This window comes from Paenibacillus sp. sgz302191 (assembly GCF_057749925.1).
The window spans coordinates 1-16,761 of the sequence record NZ_JBYLHY010000052.1 but is presented as its reverse complement, the minus strand read 5'-3'; the positions used below and the strand labels follow the sequence as shown (position 1 = coordinate 16,761).

The following is a 16,761-nucleotide window of genomic DNA, read 5'->3' as shown; positions in this document are numbered from 1 at the left end:
TTGGCATAAACTATGGAAATGGGCAATTTCGGAAAAAATCTGTTACTATGGAAGAAGGAATGTACCGCTCGGAGGTAGAAAAAGCGCTCATGCTGAAACTGCAGATTTCCAAAAATCGAATGAACTACCTATTGAAGCAGATCCAGCACCACTATGACGCCGTCATACTGGAGCAAGGCTGGGAATATTATCACAAAAACCGTGTGACCCATGTTGAATTAGCCGGCACCAGCATCCGCGCGCGGGTCCAAGGAAATCAGGTCTACGAGACGGTCGTCAATCTCGAAGACTTCACGCATAGTCAATGCAGCTGCTCCTATGATGGTTATTGCAAACACATAGCCGCGGCTTTTTTCAGCTTGTACGCGCCGTACGGCCGCCCGGAGCTGCTGCTGCAGCAGCTCAAGCAGGCGATCCACACCCGGAAAAAGCCGATTCGCGGCGCCGCCGTGATCCCGGAACGCAAATCGGAAAAGCCGAACGTGCCGCTGGAAGCGTCGATGCCGGTGGAATGGCACCGTTTTTTTGAAGGCAAGTTTCACGGATTTTCCATTTCCCACCAGCATTCGATTGAAACTTTTTACGAATCGGCGCTGGAAACGCTGCCCGCTTACGCGGAAAACTGGAGAATATCGGTCCGGGAGCTGTATCGGCTCCATATCGTACTTTTTATGAACCGCAAGATCGAGCAGTTTTATCAGGAAACGAAAAGCTCCTACTTGTCTTATTATCATGAAAACGGCTGCAAAATCGCCGCCAAAAACTGCGAGGACCGGCTCGTTGAGGCGCTGGAACGCATCGATGGGAATAAGTCTTTTCGGGAAGATCCGAAGCATTGGCAGGCCACTTTGAAAATGCTCGGCGAGTTCGCCCTGCACGGCAAAGATAGTCCGATCGATTGGCTGTTCGTGTACCGGTCGGTTTGGTGGCAGCTCGCCGGGCAGACGGAGTGGCTGCAGGAAGAAATGCAGCGTCTGGATGTGCTGCTGGGCAAAAAAGAATCGCTCCCCCGCAAAAAAGATACGCTGATCATGGCGAGGGCCCATTTCGATATCGTCCAGGACCGAACGGATGCCGCTTTCCGGCAGCTTGCAGGGCTGAACCATCCGCAAACGAGAGATTTTTTTATTTACCTGAATTATTACTATAACGCGAGGCAGTGGGAAAAAACGCTGGTGTGGCTCCGCTATTTGCTGCCAACCGCCGCTACGGCGAACCATGACGATTTTCGCGCCTTCTGCCAATACTGGCAGGACACGGCCAAGCATCTGGATTCGGACAGCGAGTGGGTGCAGGTCATGGAATCGCTCCTCCCCCGCTCCTATTACTATTATACCGCCTACCTGCTGCATACGAAGCGGTACCGGCAGTGGATCGACCTCCAGCTCGCCAACCGCATCTCGCCGCTCAACTTGTATGCGCTTGAGCTGCGGGCGATCGAAGAGCACGATGCCGAGCTGCTGCTGCCGCTCTACCATCAAGCGGCGGAACGGGCGGTGCTGGAGAAAAACCGCGCCTCCTACAAAACAGCCGTCCGCCTCCTCAAAAAGCTGCACGGCTTCTACAAACAGCTCGGGCAGGAAGACCGCTGGGAGCACTACATTTATCGGCTGGCCGATAAATTCTCGCGGCTGCGCGCTTTTCAAGAAGAGCTGAAGAAAGGAAAATGGATTCGATGATCGAAACCAGCGCCCTTAAGGTTCACGTTAGCTTCATGCCCGGCGGCTCCCTGTTTCTGTGGGGCTCTCGGGAAAACGGCGGCATCTGGGATGCGCTCGATTTGAAGCATCTGTTGTTCGCCTGGCACCGGGCGTCTTTCTACGGCACGTTCTACGAGCCCGGCGAATGGCAGCACCGCGAAGGCATCGAACTTCCGCCGCTTGAGGCGCTCGAATATTTCAGCAATCCGCAGACGGCCCAGCATTTGAAGCTGATCTGGAGCCAGGAATGCTCCGATCTGATGCGGCTTGCCCCGGCAATCAAAGAAGCGCTGGCTCAAGGGGCTTTCATGCCCGATTACGACAAGTGGAAAACGGGTGAAATCGGCTGGAAGCTCCAGCTACCCGAGGAGCTGCAAGCTTTGGAGACGCCGGCAAATCTGGCGTGGATTCATGCGCTGATCCCGGAATGGGTGGAGTCGGACGGCGTCATGAAAGACAATCTGCGCAAGCTCGAAGCCGCCTACCCGCTTATGCGGCGCGGCGAGATCGGCGCCGAGATTTGGCTCGACGAGGAAGACTGGCTCGTCGCGATCGGCTGGCGCCAGGACCGGACGCCGATGCGCACCTGCCTGCAGCTCGCCGAGCCCGACCTCGCGCACGGCCCTGACTGGCAGCTGCGCATCGTGCTGCAGGACCGGCTGGCGCCGGAGGTGCTGCGCACGGTGGCGCCTGACGGCACGCCCGTGCCGGGCGAGCTGCCCCTGCCGGAGGCGTGGCAGCCCGAGATCGGCCGCGTGCAGCGCGACGCGGCCAAATGGCTGCGCATCCTGCCATGGCTGGATGCGGGCGGCGACGGCCTCGTCCTCCGTCAAGAACTGACGGAGGACGAGGCGTGGCGCTTCCTCGCGGAAGGAAGCGCAAGGCTTGTCGAGGCCGGGACGAGCGTCTTTCTCCCGGCCTGGTGGGACCGCATCCGCAAGCTGCGGCCGCGGCTGCGCGCGAAGATCAAGTCTTCCGTCGGCTCGGCCCGGGAAACGATGTTCGGCCTCGGCCAGCTGATGCAGTTCGATTGGAAGCTGGCCATAGGCGATTTGGAACTCACCGAAGAGGAGTTCCTGCTGCTTTTGGAAGAGAAGCGCAAGCTCATCCAGATTCGCGGCAATTGGGTCCAGCTCGACCCGCGTTTTATGGCTCAGGTCGAGCAGATCATGAAGCAGATGCGGAAGAAGCAGGGGCTTTCTTTCCGCGATGTGCTGGAGCTGCATCTGTCGGGCGAAGCCGGCGGCCTGCTGCCGGAAGAGGACGATCCCGATGCGATGCGCTACATCGAAATGGAAGTGGAGCTGAACGAGCAGCTGCGCCACATGATCGACCAGCTTACGCAAACTTCGGCGATTCCGCGGACGGAGCCGCCGGCCAGCTTCCAAGGCTCGCTGCGCCACTATCAGGTGGATGGCATCTCCTGGCTCCTGTTCCTGCGCCGTTTTGGGCTCGGCGGATGTCTCGCCGACGATATGGGTCTCGGCAAAACGATCCAGTGGATCACATATTTGCTGTCCGTCAAAGAGTCCGAGCAGCCGGATGCGCCGTCGCTGCTCATTTGCCCGACCTCCGTGCTGGGCAACTGGCAGATGGAGCTGAAGCGCTTCGCGCCGTCGCTGAAAGTGCACCTGCACTACGGGCCGCAGCGGCTGAAAGGCCCCGACTTTGCGGAGACCGTCCGTCAGACGGATTTGGTGCTGACCTCCTACACGCTGTCTCATTTGGATGAAGCGGAGCTGGCCTCTGTAGCCTGGAACTCCATCTGTCTGGATGAGGCTCAAAATATAAAGAACGCTTATACGAAGCAGGCGTCCGCCATTCGCCGCCTTAACGGCTACCACCGCATCGCGCTGACCGGGACACCGATCGAGAACAGGCTGACCGAGCTGTGGTCGATCTTCGATTTCGCGAATCCGGGCTATCTGGGTACGATCCGCGAATTCACGCACCGCTATGTGAACGCGATCGAGCGGACGCGCGACAGCGATACGATCGGCAAGGTGCAAAAGCTGATCCGTCCTTTCCTGCTCCGCCGCGTGAAAAAGGACCCAGCGATCCAGCTCGATCTGCCGGAGAAGAACGAGTCCAAAACGTTCATCTCGCTGACTGCCGAGCAGGGCTCGCTGTACGAGAATTACATTCAGGACATGTTCGACCGGCTGGATACGCTCTCTCCTATGGAGCGGCGCGGTTTGATCCTCGCCGCGCTGACGAAGCTCAAGCAGGTGTGCAACCACCCTGCCCTAATGCTCAAGGAAGGCCCCGGCGCGCCGTGGAGCGGCCGTTCGAACAAGCTGGAGCGGCTGCTTGAGATGGTGCAGGAGCTGCGCCAGGAAGGCGACAAATGCTTGATTTTCACGCAATTTGTCGAGACGGGCTTGCTGCTGCAGCAAGTGCTGCAGCAGGAGCTCGGCGAACCCGTGCTGTTCCTGCACGGGGGCACGTCCAAAACAGCGCGCGACGAGATGATCGCGCACTTTCAAGATGCCGGCCTGCCGGCCGAGGAGCAGCGCTGCGTCTTCATCCTGTCGCTGAAAGCTGGCGGCATCGGGTTGAACCTGACGGCGGCGAGCCATGTGTTCCACTACGACCGCTGGTGGAACCCCGCCGTCGAGAATCAGGCGACGGACCGCGCCTTCCGCATCGGGCAGACGCGCCATGTCCAGGTGCACAAGTTCGTGACGCTGGGCACGCTGGAAGAGCGCATCGACGAGATGATCGAGCGCAAGCTGGCCTTAAGCCAGCAGATCGTCGGCGCCGGCGAGAACTGGATCACGGAGCTGTCGACCGATGAGCTGCGGGATTTGTTTTCGCTGCGGCGCGAATGGGTCGAGGCGTAAGCCGCCGCGCCATGCTTTCAGGCTGAGGCTGATATGTCGCCCGCAGGATGATTTTGTTTTTGCCAGCGCAGCCGGCAACTTGGATTCTGGCGGTCGGAGTTACTTTTGTGACTGCCAATAAGCTACTAACGCTGCGTAGAATCCGTCATTTCGCATAAACTTGCCGTCTATTGAGTTCAATCGGACAGACTTCTAGGCGACTTGGCTGCGGCGAACGCAAAACCTGCAAAAGTGCAGGCTTTTTCGTCGGAAGTAGTTAGTTTTGAGGAAAAGCCTGCGATTGTGCAGGAATTTTCGATGAAAATAGGTTTTTGCCCTCCGTATGAGCGAAAAAACTGCAGATTTGCAGGAATTGCTCGAAACCGGAGCATCAAGGCGCAAAAAGATGTATTTTTGCAGGTTTTCTGAGCTCGATGCCGGTCAGTGACACACTAACTGGCTCTAGTAAGCGAGTTTTTCGGTCGTCTCATTTATGAAAGCTTTTCTTTTGCTGCCGTTGATTCAACTTGGCTCCCTCGCAGCAGTCTTGCTCAAATGATCGATTCCGCAGTATAATAACATCTATGAGACGAAGAACGTCCCGCTTCATTCATTTGCGAATGAAACCGGGACGTTCTTTCTTTATTTTCGGGAGGGATGCAAGGGATGAATTTTGAGGAGGCGCATGCCGGTTTTATCCGGTACCATTTGCAGAGAAGGACAGGAGAACGAAGAGGCCGGCTGGAGCGGGGGCATCAGGAGGCGGAGAGCTTGTTTTGCCGCAACGTTTGGTGGCCTCTCCGGGGCAACTTTGACGATTTGCATCCGGAATTCGAGGTACTCGACTGGCGGGGTCTATCGTATTTTTGCGATTTCGCCTGGCTGACCCAGGCTGTGAAGCTGATTATCGAAATCAAAGGCTTCGGTCCGCACGTTCGGGATATGGACAGACAAAAATATTGCAACGAGCTGAATCGGGAAACTTTTTTATCCGCCATGGGTTTTCAAGTGATCTCTTTCGCTTATGACGACGTCGCTCAGCGTCCCGAGCTGTGCATCACGCTGCTGCGCATGGTGCTTAGCCGCTATCATTCGGAGGCTTCTCCGGTCAGCCTGACAAGCTTGGCGGAACGGGAAATTGTCCGTCTCGCCTGCCGTCTTGCCCGGCCGCTGCGCCCAATCGACTTGGAAGCCCATCTAAGCGTCAACCATCGCTCAGCCGTTCGAACGCTGCAATCGCTCTGCGCGAAGGGCTTGCTTTCCGCTGCAACCGGAGCGGACGGCAAGCACGTCGTACGGTACGAGCTTCAGCGAAGCGCGGTACAGTTGCTGTAGCAGCAACAGCGTGAAATTTTCCCGTACATTGCAAGGCGTTCCTCACCGGCAAGCGGTTTTGCAGCGCAAAGGGATGTCCCAAACATAACGGAGTGTCGAGATTTTTACAAAAAATTGGATTTTTCGCCGTTTTTTTGCGTTAACCAGTGATGTCTTAGTCGGCTCATCTGCGGGCGGCCTCCTAATCACTGTTGCGACCGGCACGTTCATTGCAGTTATACAATGGAACTGGGGTTTCGAGGGTTTCAACGACTACCGTCGCAAAATATGCAACGCACCTAAAAAGCCAATTCCGGGAACAATTCCTCTCGTTCGTGGATTTCGGCATGACGCGAATCCGGCGTTCCTGCGGTTCCGGCATGATTTCACTGCGACTGAACGGGGTCCTTGGAGTCCCACGGGCGGAGTGCGTCATTCCGCAACACATCCCTTTACTGAGGACTCCTGGCCGGAAAACCTGCGAAAGTACAGGCTTTTACGATGAAAACGGCCTGTTTTGGGAAAAGCCTGCGATTGTGCAGGAATTATCCGCCATGAAGGGGTTGAGCCCTGCTATTCAGCGAAAAGCCTGCAGATTTGCAGGAATTTCTCGTGGCAAGCGTACCAGGGCGAAAAAAGATGTACTTTTGCAGGCTTTTTAAGTATCGCCCCGATCTAGAAAGACAAATTTGCTTGCCTTGGAGGTCTGGCGGGCGGAGTCGCTGCTTAGTTCTCCCGCCAGACTCCTAGGCCGCGAGAATTTCGCAGCCGCTTGGGTCGTTTTGCGCTCATAGAGGTTTTCGCTCTTTCAAAGCAGCAGATCCAGAAAGACGTAGCAGCCGTCCCCGAGCGCGCACGAGAATGTTTGAATTTGGCGGGATGTTTCCAGATCGGTGTACACCTGCGACAGGATGCCCTGTTTGTGCATCTTCATCATCAGGATGTTGGAAATGAAATACGGTCTCCAAATCCAGTTGGAGCCGCGGTATTCCTCATTTTTCCTCCAACCCGCTTCGCTTCGGAAATAATTGGATGAAATCTGATACCCGTCTTCCCGGCATATGTAGATACGCATGCAGTTATCCGTCACGATGCCTGCCATCCGCTCAATGACTTCGTCCGCATCTTCCGCCCCGCCGATGGCAGGCGCTGCGTTCAACAGGTGATTCACGCTTTGTTTCACGCTGAACAGCCTATTGTACCGCTCGAATTCCGCCTGGGAGAACAGATTCATCTCTTCCTTCAACATCGATTTGAAGGCATCCTTGTCCTGCAGCCGGGCCTCCGCTTTGGAAAACAAAAAGCCCTGCACGTATCTCGCCCCGGCCTGAAGCGCCTGGTGCAGCTCCTGCTTCGTCTCTACTCCTTCTACGAGCAAAGAGGCCCCCATCTGTTCCGCCAAAATGGAAAAAGATTGCATCAAAGCTTTGTACCCTGCGTGAGTGGCGCTCTTTTTCAAAATAAGGAGGTCGATCTTCAATATTTTTGGCTGCAAGCTGGCAATGCGGTCAAAGTCGCTGAAGCCGCTCCCGACATCGTCGATCGCAATGGTGCAGCCCGCTTCGCGGTACAACTGGACAATTTCCGTAAGTTCCTGAAGGTGGCCCTTGAACTCCTCTTCGGTAATCTCGATTACGATACGCGCCGGATCGATCCCGTATTTCCGGATCAGCTCAATCGTGGGAAGCTTGCCGCTCTGCTTGTAAGTTTTGTAAATCCACGACGGCTTCAAGTTCAGAAATAGCGCAACGTCTTCATCCGCAGCGGCCAGCCGGTCGATCGCCAGCTCCCTCACATGCCTGTCGATCAAAAGCTGCTGTTCCTCCGGAATGTCCCTGCTCGTAAAGAAGGGTCCAAGACTTTCCACCCGATCTTGTCGAATCCTTCTTCCCAATGACTCGTAACCGGCGATCTCCTGATTCCGTAGAGAAACAATCGGCTGAAAATAGGGAGCCACTTCTTGTTTCGACGGGATCCTACTGTCATTTTGCTGCACGCTGCCGCCTTCCTTTCAACGGGTTTCTCTGCAAACGAACGATTCAACATTTTTTGGAAAAGATTGTTGAAAGTATTGTAATCGACATCCCTCTATCATGCAACGACATATGGCAGGAATTTTGACGTAATATGTCGAATATTTTCAAAAAAATTTTATTTAGAAGGATGTTAGGAGACTTCTTTCCGTGAAATCTTTTTCGAGGCTGCGCCTTTCTTTCATTTATGTCATTATCATTATCGCTTTGCTGGCGCTTGTGAGCACATACAGCTACGTGGCTTCACGCAACGTGGAGCACGAGAGCAGCGCGATCGTCAACGATGCGATTCCGATTACGACGGCCGTCAATAATTTATTGACGGATTTAATTAATCAGGAGACCGGCTTGCGGGGCTATGAATTGGTAGGCGACGAGCAATATTTGCAGCCTTTTACGGCCGGAAAAGAGCAGTTGGACAAAGATTTGGCCACCATTCGCGCGTTCGAAGACACTTATCCCACCCTGCGCTTGTTAGTCGAGACGCAGGCTGTTCCAATTATCAACAATTTGCAAAACCACTATAACAACCAGATCAACCTCATCAAAAGCGGCAATCTGGAGGAAGCCAAAACCCGGATCATCAACGGCAAAACGTTAATGGACCGCTACCGCCTCATTCACAGCAGCATGCTGTCGGACATCGACCATATTACGGCCGACGCCTACGAAGCTTCCAAGAAAGCGGGCAAATATTCCCGTGCCATTAGTTTGATCGGCAGTTTCATCGGCATCGTGATCGGCGGCTTGTCGGTCGTTATCTTCTCCCGCGCGAACCAGGCGGAGAAAGATTTGCGCAGCAGCGAAGAAACGTACCGCTACATGGCCGAAAGCCTGGAAACGCAGAACGAGGAAATCATTGCCCAGCAGGAAGAGCAGCAGGTGACGCTCGCCAAGTTGTCGGAACGCGAACACGAGCTTGAGCTGATCAGCTCCTACCAGGAAAAGCTTACAGGGTATTTCGAGCTGAACGATTTCCTGGGACATTCCCTTCCCGCCCTGCTCGACTCCCTCTTGATGGATTCCGCCCTGGTCGTCATGAAGCGCGAGGATCGTCACCCCGCCGAATACGAAGTGATCTATGCGGTCGGCTACCCGCTGGAATACGTGGGCCGGGCTGAAGCGGAGCTGTTCGGTCCGGCAAAGCGCGTCTTTGACGAGGGGGCCGTGATTGTGCGCAGCCGCATGCTGTCAGGCAACGAACGGGGTCTGCATGAGAGCATTTCGAATGCTGTGGACCAATACTTCCCGCTTTTTGACGACAAGCAAAAGGTGATCGGCTTCCTGCTGTTGACCGAGTATCAGCAAACTTCCTTGCACGAAGACAATCAGCGCCTGGTCCGCGGCCTGATCCGGCAGTTCGGGCTGGCCTTCCATACCCAGGTGCTGAACGAAGAGCGCCGCAGGCAGTCGGTCCATCTGGAAGAGCTGAACGATCAATTGATCAAGGAGAAACAGTTCATCGAAGATCAGCGCGATCTGATCGAAAGCATTCTCGAAGCCGCTCACGAAGGCATGATGATGTGCGACTCGCAAGGCGTCGTCTTGTTTGCGAATCAGCGGATGGAGCGGTATTTCAAATTGCACCGGCACATCGGCCGCAATCTTGTGGAAAGCTGTTACGAAATTGCCCGCGAGACGGCCGGCTTCACGGCAGTAGCTTCTTCCATTCAAACTATGCTGGAAGGCGGGCTCCCGCATTTGACGCAGCGGTTCAGCTTCGGGACTGAGGAAACGCTGCAGCATGCCGAACTGTATGCTACCGTCGTCGGCGGAGAGGCGGTTCTGAAAGGCTATTTGTTCGTATTCCGCGACCGGACCGAAGAGGAACGGGTCGACGAAATGAAAAACGAGTTTATCAGCATCGTGTCTCATGAGCTGAGAACACCGCTGGCGAGTGTCCTCGGTTTCATCGAGATACTTATTCACCGCGATCTTCCGCAAGAAAAACAGAAGAAGTACATGGACACGATTCATAAGGAAGCGCTGCGTCTATCGAATCTGATTAACGATTTTCTCGATTTGCAGCGCATGGAATCCGGCAAGCAGGTGTATCATTTCTCCCCGGTTGACCTGGTTCCCGCCGTTCAGGAAGTTGTCGAGCAATGGCAAAATAAAGAGCACCGCATTATCGTCCGCCAGCAGCAACCGGAGCTCTGGGTTCGCGCCGACGCGGACAGGCTTCGCCAAGTGTTCCATAATCTGATCAGCAACGCCATCAAATATTCGCCCGGCGCGGATCGGGTTGACATTTACCTGGCTGCTTCAGGCGGCAAAGCTTCCATATCCGTGCAGGATTACGGCCTCGGCATCCCGGAAGACGCCCACGAGCATCTTTTCACCAAGTTTTTCCGTGTCGATAACTCGGACAGGCGGCAAATCGGCGGCACAGGGCTCGGCCTTGCCATCGTCAAAGAAATTATCGAGGGCCATGCCGGCCGGGTAAGCTTCAGCTCCGAGATGGGCGTGGGGACAACTTTCACGCTGGAGCTGGATTTGTTCGAGCTGTCCTCAATCGACGGCCGGATCGTCATCTTTGAGGATGACGACAATTTGGCCAAGCTGATTCAAGTCGCTTTGAACAAACTCGGGCTTCCTTCCATGCAGTTCCGCTCGGCGGAAGAAGGCATTCTTGCCCTGGAGCGCGAAAGCGCCGCCCGCCCGCTGCTGTTTATCGTCGACATCCTTCTGGAAGGGGCGAAGACGGGCTGGGATTTCCTTGCGGAGCTGTACCGCCATCCCGTGCACTGCCAAACGCCTGTGATCGTGTCCACAGCTCTGGATCCGCCGCATGACTACCAGGAGAAAGAAATCGAGAAATATATGAAAAAGCCTTTCACGATGGAGCGGCTCGTGCAAGTGGCCCAGCGGCTGCTGGATTCGCATGGGCACCATTCTTACGTATTCCCGGCCCAGGATAAGGAATACCTCTCCACGGTCCTGGAACGCAGCGGTATCGAGGTATCGGAGATGAAAGAAAATCTCGATATGATCGAAGTGGAGATCAAGAAAGCTTCGCCCCCAGCGGCCCCGAAACGCCCAACCGGGCAGTAGCGGCCCTCGCCGTCAACTGAGCAAGACGCCTCATTCCGCTTGAGATAGCGGTTTCGGAGGCGTCTTTTCCTATCCTTCGAGACCGGCATTTTCAATTTTTGTAAAGATAAAGGATTTTCTTTCCTTCGCAGCCAATATACTGTAGAAAAAAAAGAGGAAAGGCGTGATCGAGTGGCACAGCTAGAACCCGTTTCCGGCGGGCGGCCTGCCCGCAAGGCCTGGGCATTGTTTTTCTCCCTGCCCATCCTGTCCTGGGCGATGTACGATTTTGCCAATACGATATTTTCGTCCAATATTGTCACGATCTTTTATCCTTTTTATTTGACCGGGGCGCTCGGCAAAAGCGAAGAAATGAACCAGATCGCGAGCACTTTCATTACGTATTCCAACGCTGTTTCCGCTTTGTTTCTCGTCCTGCTCTCCCCCTTGTTCGGAGTATGGATCGACCGGACAGGCAAGAAAAAAGCGTTCCTCGTCCCCTTCACGCTCATCTGCATCGCCGCCACGCTGCTCATGGGAGCTTCGGCTCTTTGGCCTACGGAACGGCAGTGGGCGGGCCTCAACGCTTCGATTCTGGGCGTCATCTTTTTCTTTATGATCGCCAAATTTTTCTATAATTCGTGCCTGGTCTTTTACGATTCCATGATCTCCGACCTCGGCAACGCCCGGGAACTGCCCGTCATTTCCGGCTTCGGCGTCGCTGTCGGGTATATCGGCACACTCGTCGGGCTTGTCGTTTTCCCGCTGATCGGGGATAAGCACTATGAGTACACGTTCATCCCCAGCGCATTGATGTTCCTGCTGTTCTCCTTGCCGATCATGCTCTTTTATAAAGAAAAACCTGCGGCATCAGCAGACGCCGGGAAATCGCTGCTGAGCGGCTACCGGGAAATTTGGCTGACGTTCAAAGAGGCCAGACGTTATCGTGCAGCCTTTCTTTTTATGATCGCTTACTTCTTTTTTAACGATGCGATTGCTACGGCGATTGCCGTGATGGCGGTCTATGCCAGTACGGTCATGGGCTTCAGCACCGGACAGTTTATTTTGCTCTATCTGGTATCGACGTTCTCCAGCATTGTAGGCTCCTTCCTGTTCGGCTACATTACCCGCGCTCTTGGCTCCAAACGCGCCGTATCGGTGGTCGCCGCCATTTTGATCGTGGCGATTGCGCTCGCCTCTTCGGCCGCCAGCCAAAGCCTTTTCTGGATTGCCGGCAGCCTGTACGGCGTGTCGATGGGCGCGATGTGGGTGACTTCCCGCACGCTGATTGTGGAGCTGACGCCGGAGGAAAAGCGCGGCCAGTTTTTCGGCTTATTCGCCTTTTCCGGCAAAGTGTCCTCGATTGTAGGCCCCGCTCTCTACGGCTCGATTACATGGGCGCTCGCCGACTCCGGCAACCTCGCCAGCCGCATCGCCCTCGGTTCCTTGATGATTCTTGTCGTCATCGGACTGTTTGTGCATGTCCGGGTGCCGTATACGACAAAGACGCCGCAAAGCTGACCGCGCCCCCTCCGGCTTCCCGCAGTCTTGCGCAAAAGTTGCTTTCCGGCAGCAGGCTCGTTACAATAAGAAATAAATGAAAGGCGTGAGTGGATATGAACAGAATTGCGAAGAAGCGTATGCGTCATCCTTTCTTTCATATTTCTCATTGGACGAAACACTAGAGCATTCATTGCTTTAGTGTTTTTTTATTGCCTTTTGAAGGAGGAGCTGCCAAATGAGGTACCAAAGAGTTCTGATTAAACTGAGCGGCGGTGCCGTAGCGGGAGGAAGCGAATTCGGCTTCGATCCGGCGAGACTCGATCATATTGCGGGCGAGATTATGACCGTAGTCGGCATGGGCGTTGAAGTGTGCCTCGTTATCGGGGGCGGCAACATTTTTCGCGGCAATATGGGCGAGAGCTGGGGCATTGAAAAAGCGGAGGCCGACAATATCGGAACGCTGGCGACCGTGATCAACAGCTTGATGCTGCGGGGTGTCCTCAAAGCCAAAACCGACGCGGAAGTGCGCGTCATGACCGCGATTCCGATCGCATCGGTGGCGGAGCCTTTCATTAGATTGCGGGCCATCCACCATTTGGAAAAAGGGTACATCGTTATTTTTGCCGGCGGCAACGGCCAGCCTTACGTAACGACCGATTATCCTTCGGTTCAGAGAGCGATTGAGGTGAACTGCGACGCCATTCTGGTCGCCAAGCAAGGCGTCGACGCCGTATACGACAAAGACCCCAAACTCCATGCGGATGCCAGGCAGTACAAGTCCCTCCACTACAACGACGTCATTCAAAACAATTTGAAAGTGATGGATCAATCCGCATTCATTTTGGCACGGGATTATCACCTGCCTATTCATGTGTTCAATTTCGACAAACCCGGATCAATGAAAGAAATTTGCGAAGGCAAAAACACGGGCACGCTGATCAGCAAGGATTCCGTACTCACGTTCATATAACCGTAAAAAGGATACAGGAGCAGCCGAGCGTCTGCCTCTGTATCCTTTTTTTCATCCGAGCGGCGCCGGATATACGTAGTAATCGTTCACGTTCTTCGTCTCAAAACCGCAAGACTTGTATAGCCCAAGCGCGCCTTCGTTACCTACGGCAACTTCCAGCTTCATGACGCCCGTCTGGCCCTGCTCCTGCAAATACCCGATCGTCTGCCGCAATATGCTGCGTCCATACCCCAGGCCCCGCTTCTCAGGCAGCACGCAAAAACCGTAAATGAACGAGGAGCCGTCCTTTTCCACCATCGCGCCGATCTTTCCGATCGGTTCCCAATCCGGGCCGAGCTCGGCAATAAGGGTGCGTTCTTTTTCCCCGTTGATCGTTTCCGTCACATACTCCCTTGCGTCCTGCTCGGCCATCGCAAACCCGGCCATATTCAGGGCGACGAGCAGCTCCGTATCGCTCCTGTCGGCCAGACGGAGGCGAATCCCGTGGGTTTCCGCAGGCGAATCCTGCGCCGTATAACCGCTGTTCTTTTCCATGACATACTCGGAAAAATCGTATACCGCGCCGAATTGGGCAAGGTATGCCTTGCCGCCGGCCGAGCCGCGCTGATTGATAAAGATCAGCTTCGGAATCGCTCTGCGGCTGCACTCCTCTTGGGCGGCTTTCGTCAATTCGCTGAATATGCCGCGCCGTCGATAATCGGGATGCACCATACCGCTGATTTCCGCTTCGGCCGAAATAAAACTGTAAATGCCCAAAAATCCGACCAAACGCCCCTCGTCATAGTACAAAAAATCGTTCAAAACCCCTTCGGGCCGGCTCGCAAGCGTGCCCCAATTCAGCTTGATTTCAATCTGCTCCGCCGCATTGCAAATATCGGCCAGACGCCGTACCTCTTCCAGTTCCGACGCCGTCAAGCCCACGCTGGGCTGTAATCCATGCCTCAAACGATCTCCCCCATCCCTTTAATTAACCACTGGTTATTAAGGGAATTATACATGTCCCGCGCCCCGCGTGGTAAGCTAAAAAATAACTTTAAACATTTTTTCCGGCGCAAGTGAACGATTCCCGCAGGCTCGTCGTACTATCTACGAACTCAGACAGAGAGGAAGTCAACTTTGGAGGAACGCGAATTAATCGGCCAGGCCATGCAGGGCGATAACGCCGCTCTGTCCATGCTGCTGCGGCAGCATTATGGTTTCGTCTATAAATATCTGCTTAAAATAACGCTGGATTCCCACATGGCCGAGGATCTTGCCCAAGAAACCGCGGTCAAGTGCATCGAGAAAATCAAACTGTACAACGGGCAGTCGAAGTTTTCCTCGTGGATGATAACGATTGCGACGAATCTGTTCATTGATCTGACGCGGCGAAAGAAAAGAGAAATGCTCTGGCAGGAGCAGGAACAATCGCTGCGGCGCATGCAGTGGCAGGTCGGTCAGCAAAATGAAAACTGGCCCGAAGTGCTTAGCATACTGGGGGCCATGTCTCACGACATACGAGTCCCCGTGATTTTGAAGCATTATTACGGGTACACCTACGACGAAATCGGGCTGATGCTGGGGATCGCTGAAGGCACAGCGAAATCCAGAGTGCACAACGGACTGAAGCAATTGCGAAAGGAGCTGGATTAAAGTGGACGCAGAGGATTTCAAAAATAAGTTCAAGAAGCAGGGGGCGGACGGACCCGGGACGAAAGAACCGGAGCCGTCGCCGGCTGACGACTTGGCCGTTCAGGATCTGCAAGCAGGGCTTAACCGGCTGGATGAGCTGTTTCCGGCCTTTACGCCCGACCCGCAATGGTTCGAACGGAAAGTAGCCGAGACCAAAGCCAATCAGCGCTCCCGGCTGATGCAGGATCTGATCAAGCTATGGCTTGCTGCGCTGCTGCTGCTGGGGCTGCTCTATGTAACGATTGCCGCTCAGCCTGTATTATTTATCGCTCTGCAAGCGATAGCCGTCATTGCGCCGTTAGTTTGGCTGCTGCTCGGAAAGCGGGTGAACCGTCATGAATAAACCGAGTCCGGATCAGCTGCCCCTCTGGGCTTGGATCGGCATCGCGCTGCTGGCCCTTGGCCAAAGCACCTGGCTGTTCGTGGATGCCCGCAGGCGAAACGCCAAATACCCGTGGTTTTGGGGCATCTGGGGCATTATACAAATTCCGACTCCGCTGGTCGTCTACTTGTTCGCAGTGCGCAAAATTCACCGTTCCAAAAAGGAGTGATTTTCATGGCATCTCATATGTTTAGATCGGTTCGATCCGGATTTCTGGCCAACAAGCGCATGGTGCTTGTCCTGACTTTGCTGGGAATTTTGGGCGGATTGACCATCATCCCTTACCAGCTGGCGCTTTTGGGTCAAAGCTTAAGCTCCGCAATCCCGCAGGGACAGCCCCCGCTGGCGGTTCTCATCATACTGACGGTTGTGCAAACGGCTGTCATCACTTTCCTCGCAAGCACGATCGGGCTTTCTTTGGCTCCGAAGACCGGACTCGGCGCACCGCTGCTGCGGAGCTGGCTGTACGGAGGGAAGCGGCCCGCTTTTTCGAAAAAGTGGCTGTTTGTTGCGGTATCGGGAAGTTTCTTGGGAAGCTTCTTGCTGATGATGGCGGATACGCTCCTGTTTCAACCGCATCTCCCGAAACTATCGTCGCAGCCGGCCGTGTCCATGTGGAAAAACGCCCTGACATTCGTATACGGAGGCATCGTCGAAGAAGTGCTGGTTCGCTTGTTTCTCATGACAGCATTCGTGTGGATCATCGCCAAATGCCTGGGCGCGCCTTCCCGAATCCCGTCCCCGGTATACTGGATCTCGATTGTCCTCGCCACCATCCTGTTCGGAGCAGGGCATTTGCCCGCCACAGCCGCCTTATTCGGTGATTTGACCCCGCTGATTATCGCAAGAGCGCTGCTCGGCAACGGGCTGCTGGGCATCCTTTTCGGTTACCTGTATTGGAAGAAGGGACTGGAATACGCCATCATTTCCCATATGTTCGGAGATCTTTTCTTACATGTCCTTTGGCCTCTTATTTTAACTTAGGAATAATAAAAACAACCTCTTCCGAGAGGATTCGAAAATGAGCGATCGCGGCTCTATTCAGCAAGTACCCAGCGTAAGGCGGCTAGACAGTGGGAGAGCCTGCGGAAAGTACAGGCCGCCCAAAAACACCCCGCGTCAGAGGCGATAGGATAGCTACAATCTGCCTGACTGCGCGAAGAAAACCTGCAAAAATACATGAATTTGCGTCCTTGATCGCTGGCCAGGTAGCGTCAAGAAGTTTGTGTAAGTCAGTAGGGTAGCTCGTCGAAATAATGGATGAACTGTTATTTTGCGAATATTCAGAACAGATGGCCGGCGGCGGGTGTAGCCCAAGCGAAGGCGCGGGAGT

12 protein-coding genes are annotated in these 16,761 nt (G+C 54.7%); 10 read left to right on the top strand and 2 right to left on the bottom strand.

The window, feature by feature from the left end:
* Positions 1-47 precede the first annotated feature (47 nt).
* The 3 genes from AC3G2T_RS37065 to AC3G2T_RS37055 all read left to right on the top strand — a co-directional run bounded on the left by AC3G2T_RS37065 (position 48) and on the right by AC3G2T_RS37055 (position 5,857).
* Positions 48-1,679 (top strand): SWIM zinc finger family protein, encoded by a 1,632-nt coding sequence (locus AC3G2T_RS37065; RefSeq protein ID WP_474685060.1) that lies wholly within the window; start codon positions 48-50, stop codon positions 1,677-1,679.
* Positions 1,667-4,543 (top strand): DEAD/DEAH box helicase, encoded by a 2,877-nt coding sequence (locus tag AC3G2T_RS37060; protein WP_488438585.1) that lies wholly within the window; start codon positions 1,667-1,669, stop codon positions 4,541-4,543. Before AC3G2T_RS37065 ends, AC3G2T_RS37060 begins: the two co-directional genes overlap by 13 nt.
* Before the next feature lie 645 nt (positions 4,544-5,188).
* Positions 5,189-5,857, top strand: coding sequence for a DUF559 domain-containing protein (locus tag AC3G2T_RS37055; RefSeq protein WP_488438584.1), 669 nt, complete (start codon positions 5,189-5,191; stop codon positions 5,855-5,857).
* Between the two features lie 787 nt (positions 5,858-6,644).
* Here the strand turns inward: AC3G2T_RS37055 and AC3G2T_RS37050 are convergent.
* Positions 6,645-7,832: an EAL domain-containing protein gene (locus tag AC3G2T_RS37050; protein WP_474685057.1), complete on the bottom strand. Its 1,188-nt coding sequence runs from the start codon at positions 7,830-7,832 to the stop codon at positions 6,645-6,647.
* A 187-nt stretch (positions 7,833-8,019) separates the two neighbouring features.
* Between AC3G2T_RS37050 and AC3G2T_RS37045 the strand changes: the two genes are divergently transcribed.
* From AC3G2T_RS37045 to pyrH, 3 genes are all read left to right on the top strand, one after another.
* Positions 8,020-10,923: an ATP-binding protein gene (locus AC3G2T_RS37045; protein WP_488438583.1), complete on the top strand. Its 2,904-nt coding sequence runs from the start codon at positions 8,020-8,022 to the stop codon at positions 10,921-10,923.
* A gap of 171 nt (positions 10,924-11,094) precedes the next feature.
* Positions 11,095-12,423 (top strand): MFS transporter, encoded by a 1,329-nt coding sequence (locus AC3G2T_RS37040; RefSeq protein WP_488438582.1) that lies wholly within the window; start codon positions 11,095-11,097, stop codon positions 12,421-12,423.
* A 217-nt stretch (positions 12,424-12,640) separates the two neighbouring features.
* The gene (gene pyrH, locus AC3G2T_RS37035) at positions 12,641-13,375 is read left to right on the top strand and encodes a UMP kinase (protein WP_474685054.1); all 735 of its coding nucleotides are present in this window, start codon (positions 12,641-12,643) and stop codon (positions 13,373-13,375) included.
* 51 nt (positions 13,376-13,426) lie between these two features.
* Here pyrH and AC3G2T_RS37030 read toward each other — a convergent pair whose 3' ends face one another.
* Positions 13,427-14,320 (bottom strand): GNAT family N-acetyltransferase, encoded by an 894-nt coding sequence (locus AC3G2T_RS37030; protein ID WP_488438581.1) that lies wholly within the window; start codon positions 14,318-14,320, stop codon positions 13,427-13,429.
* A gap of 171 nt (positions 14,321-14,491) precedes the next feature.
* Between AC3G2T_RS37030 and sigY the strand changes: the two genes are divergently transcribed.
* Genes sigY through AC3G2T_RS37010 form a run of 4 tightly spaced genes read left to right on the top strand, consistent with a single transcriptional unit; the run spans position 14,492 to position 16,412 of the window.
* The gene (gene sigY, locus AC3G2T_RS37025) at positions 14,492-15,007 is read left to right on the top strand and encodes an RNA polymerase sigma factor SigY (RefSeq protein ID WP_488438580.1); all 516 of its coding nucleotides are present in this window, start codon (positions 14,492-14,494) and stop codon (positions 15,005-15,007) included.
* 1 nt (position 15,008) lies between these two features.
* Complete coding sequence (locus AC3G2T_RS37020) at positions 15,009-15,389, top strand: YxlC family protein (RefSeq protein WP_488438579.1); 381 nt, start codon at positions 15,009-15,011, stop codon at positions 15,387-15,389.
* Positions 15,382-15,597 carry a sigmaY antisigma factor component gene (locus AC3G2T_RS37015; protein ID WP_474685050.1) on the top strand — a complete coding sequence of 72 codons (216 nt, stop codon included), beginning with the start codon at positions 15,382-15,384 and terminating at the stop codon, positions 15,595-15,597. Before AC3G2T_RS37020 ends, AC3G2T_RS37015 begins: the two co-directional genes overlap by 8 nt.
* 5 nt (positions 15,598-15,602) lie before the next feature.
* Positions 15,603-16,412 carry a CPBP family glutamic-type intramembrane protease gene (locus tag AC3G2T_RS37010; protein WP_488438578.1) on the top strand — a complete coding sequence of 270 codons (810 nt, stop codon included), beginning with the start codon at positions 15,603-15,605 and terminating at the stop codon, positions 16,410-16,412.
* Positions 16,413-16,761 lie beyond the last annotated feature (349 nt).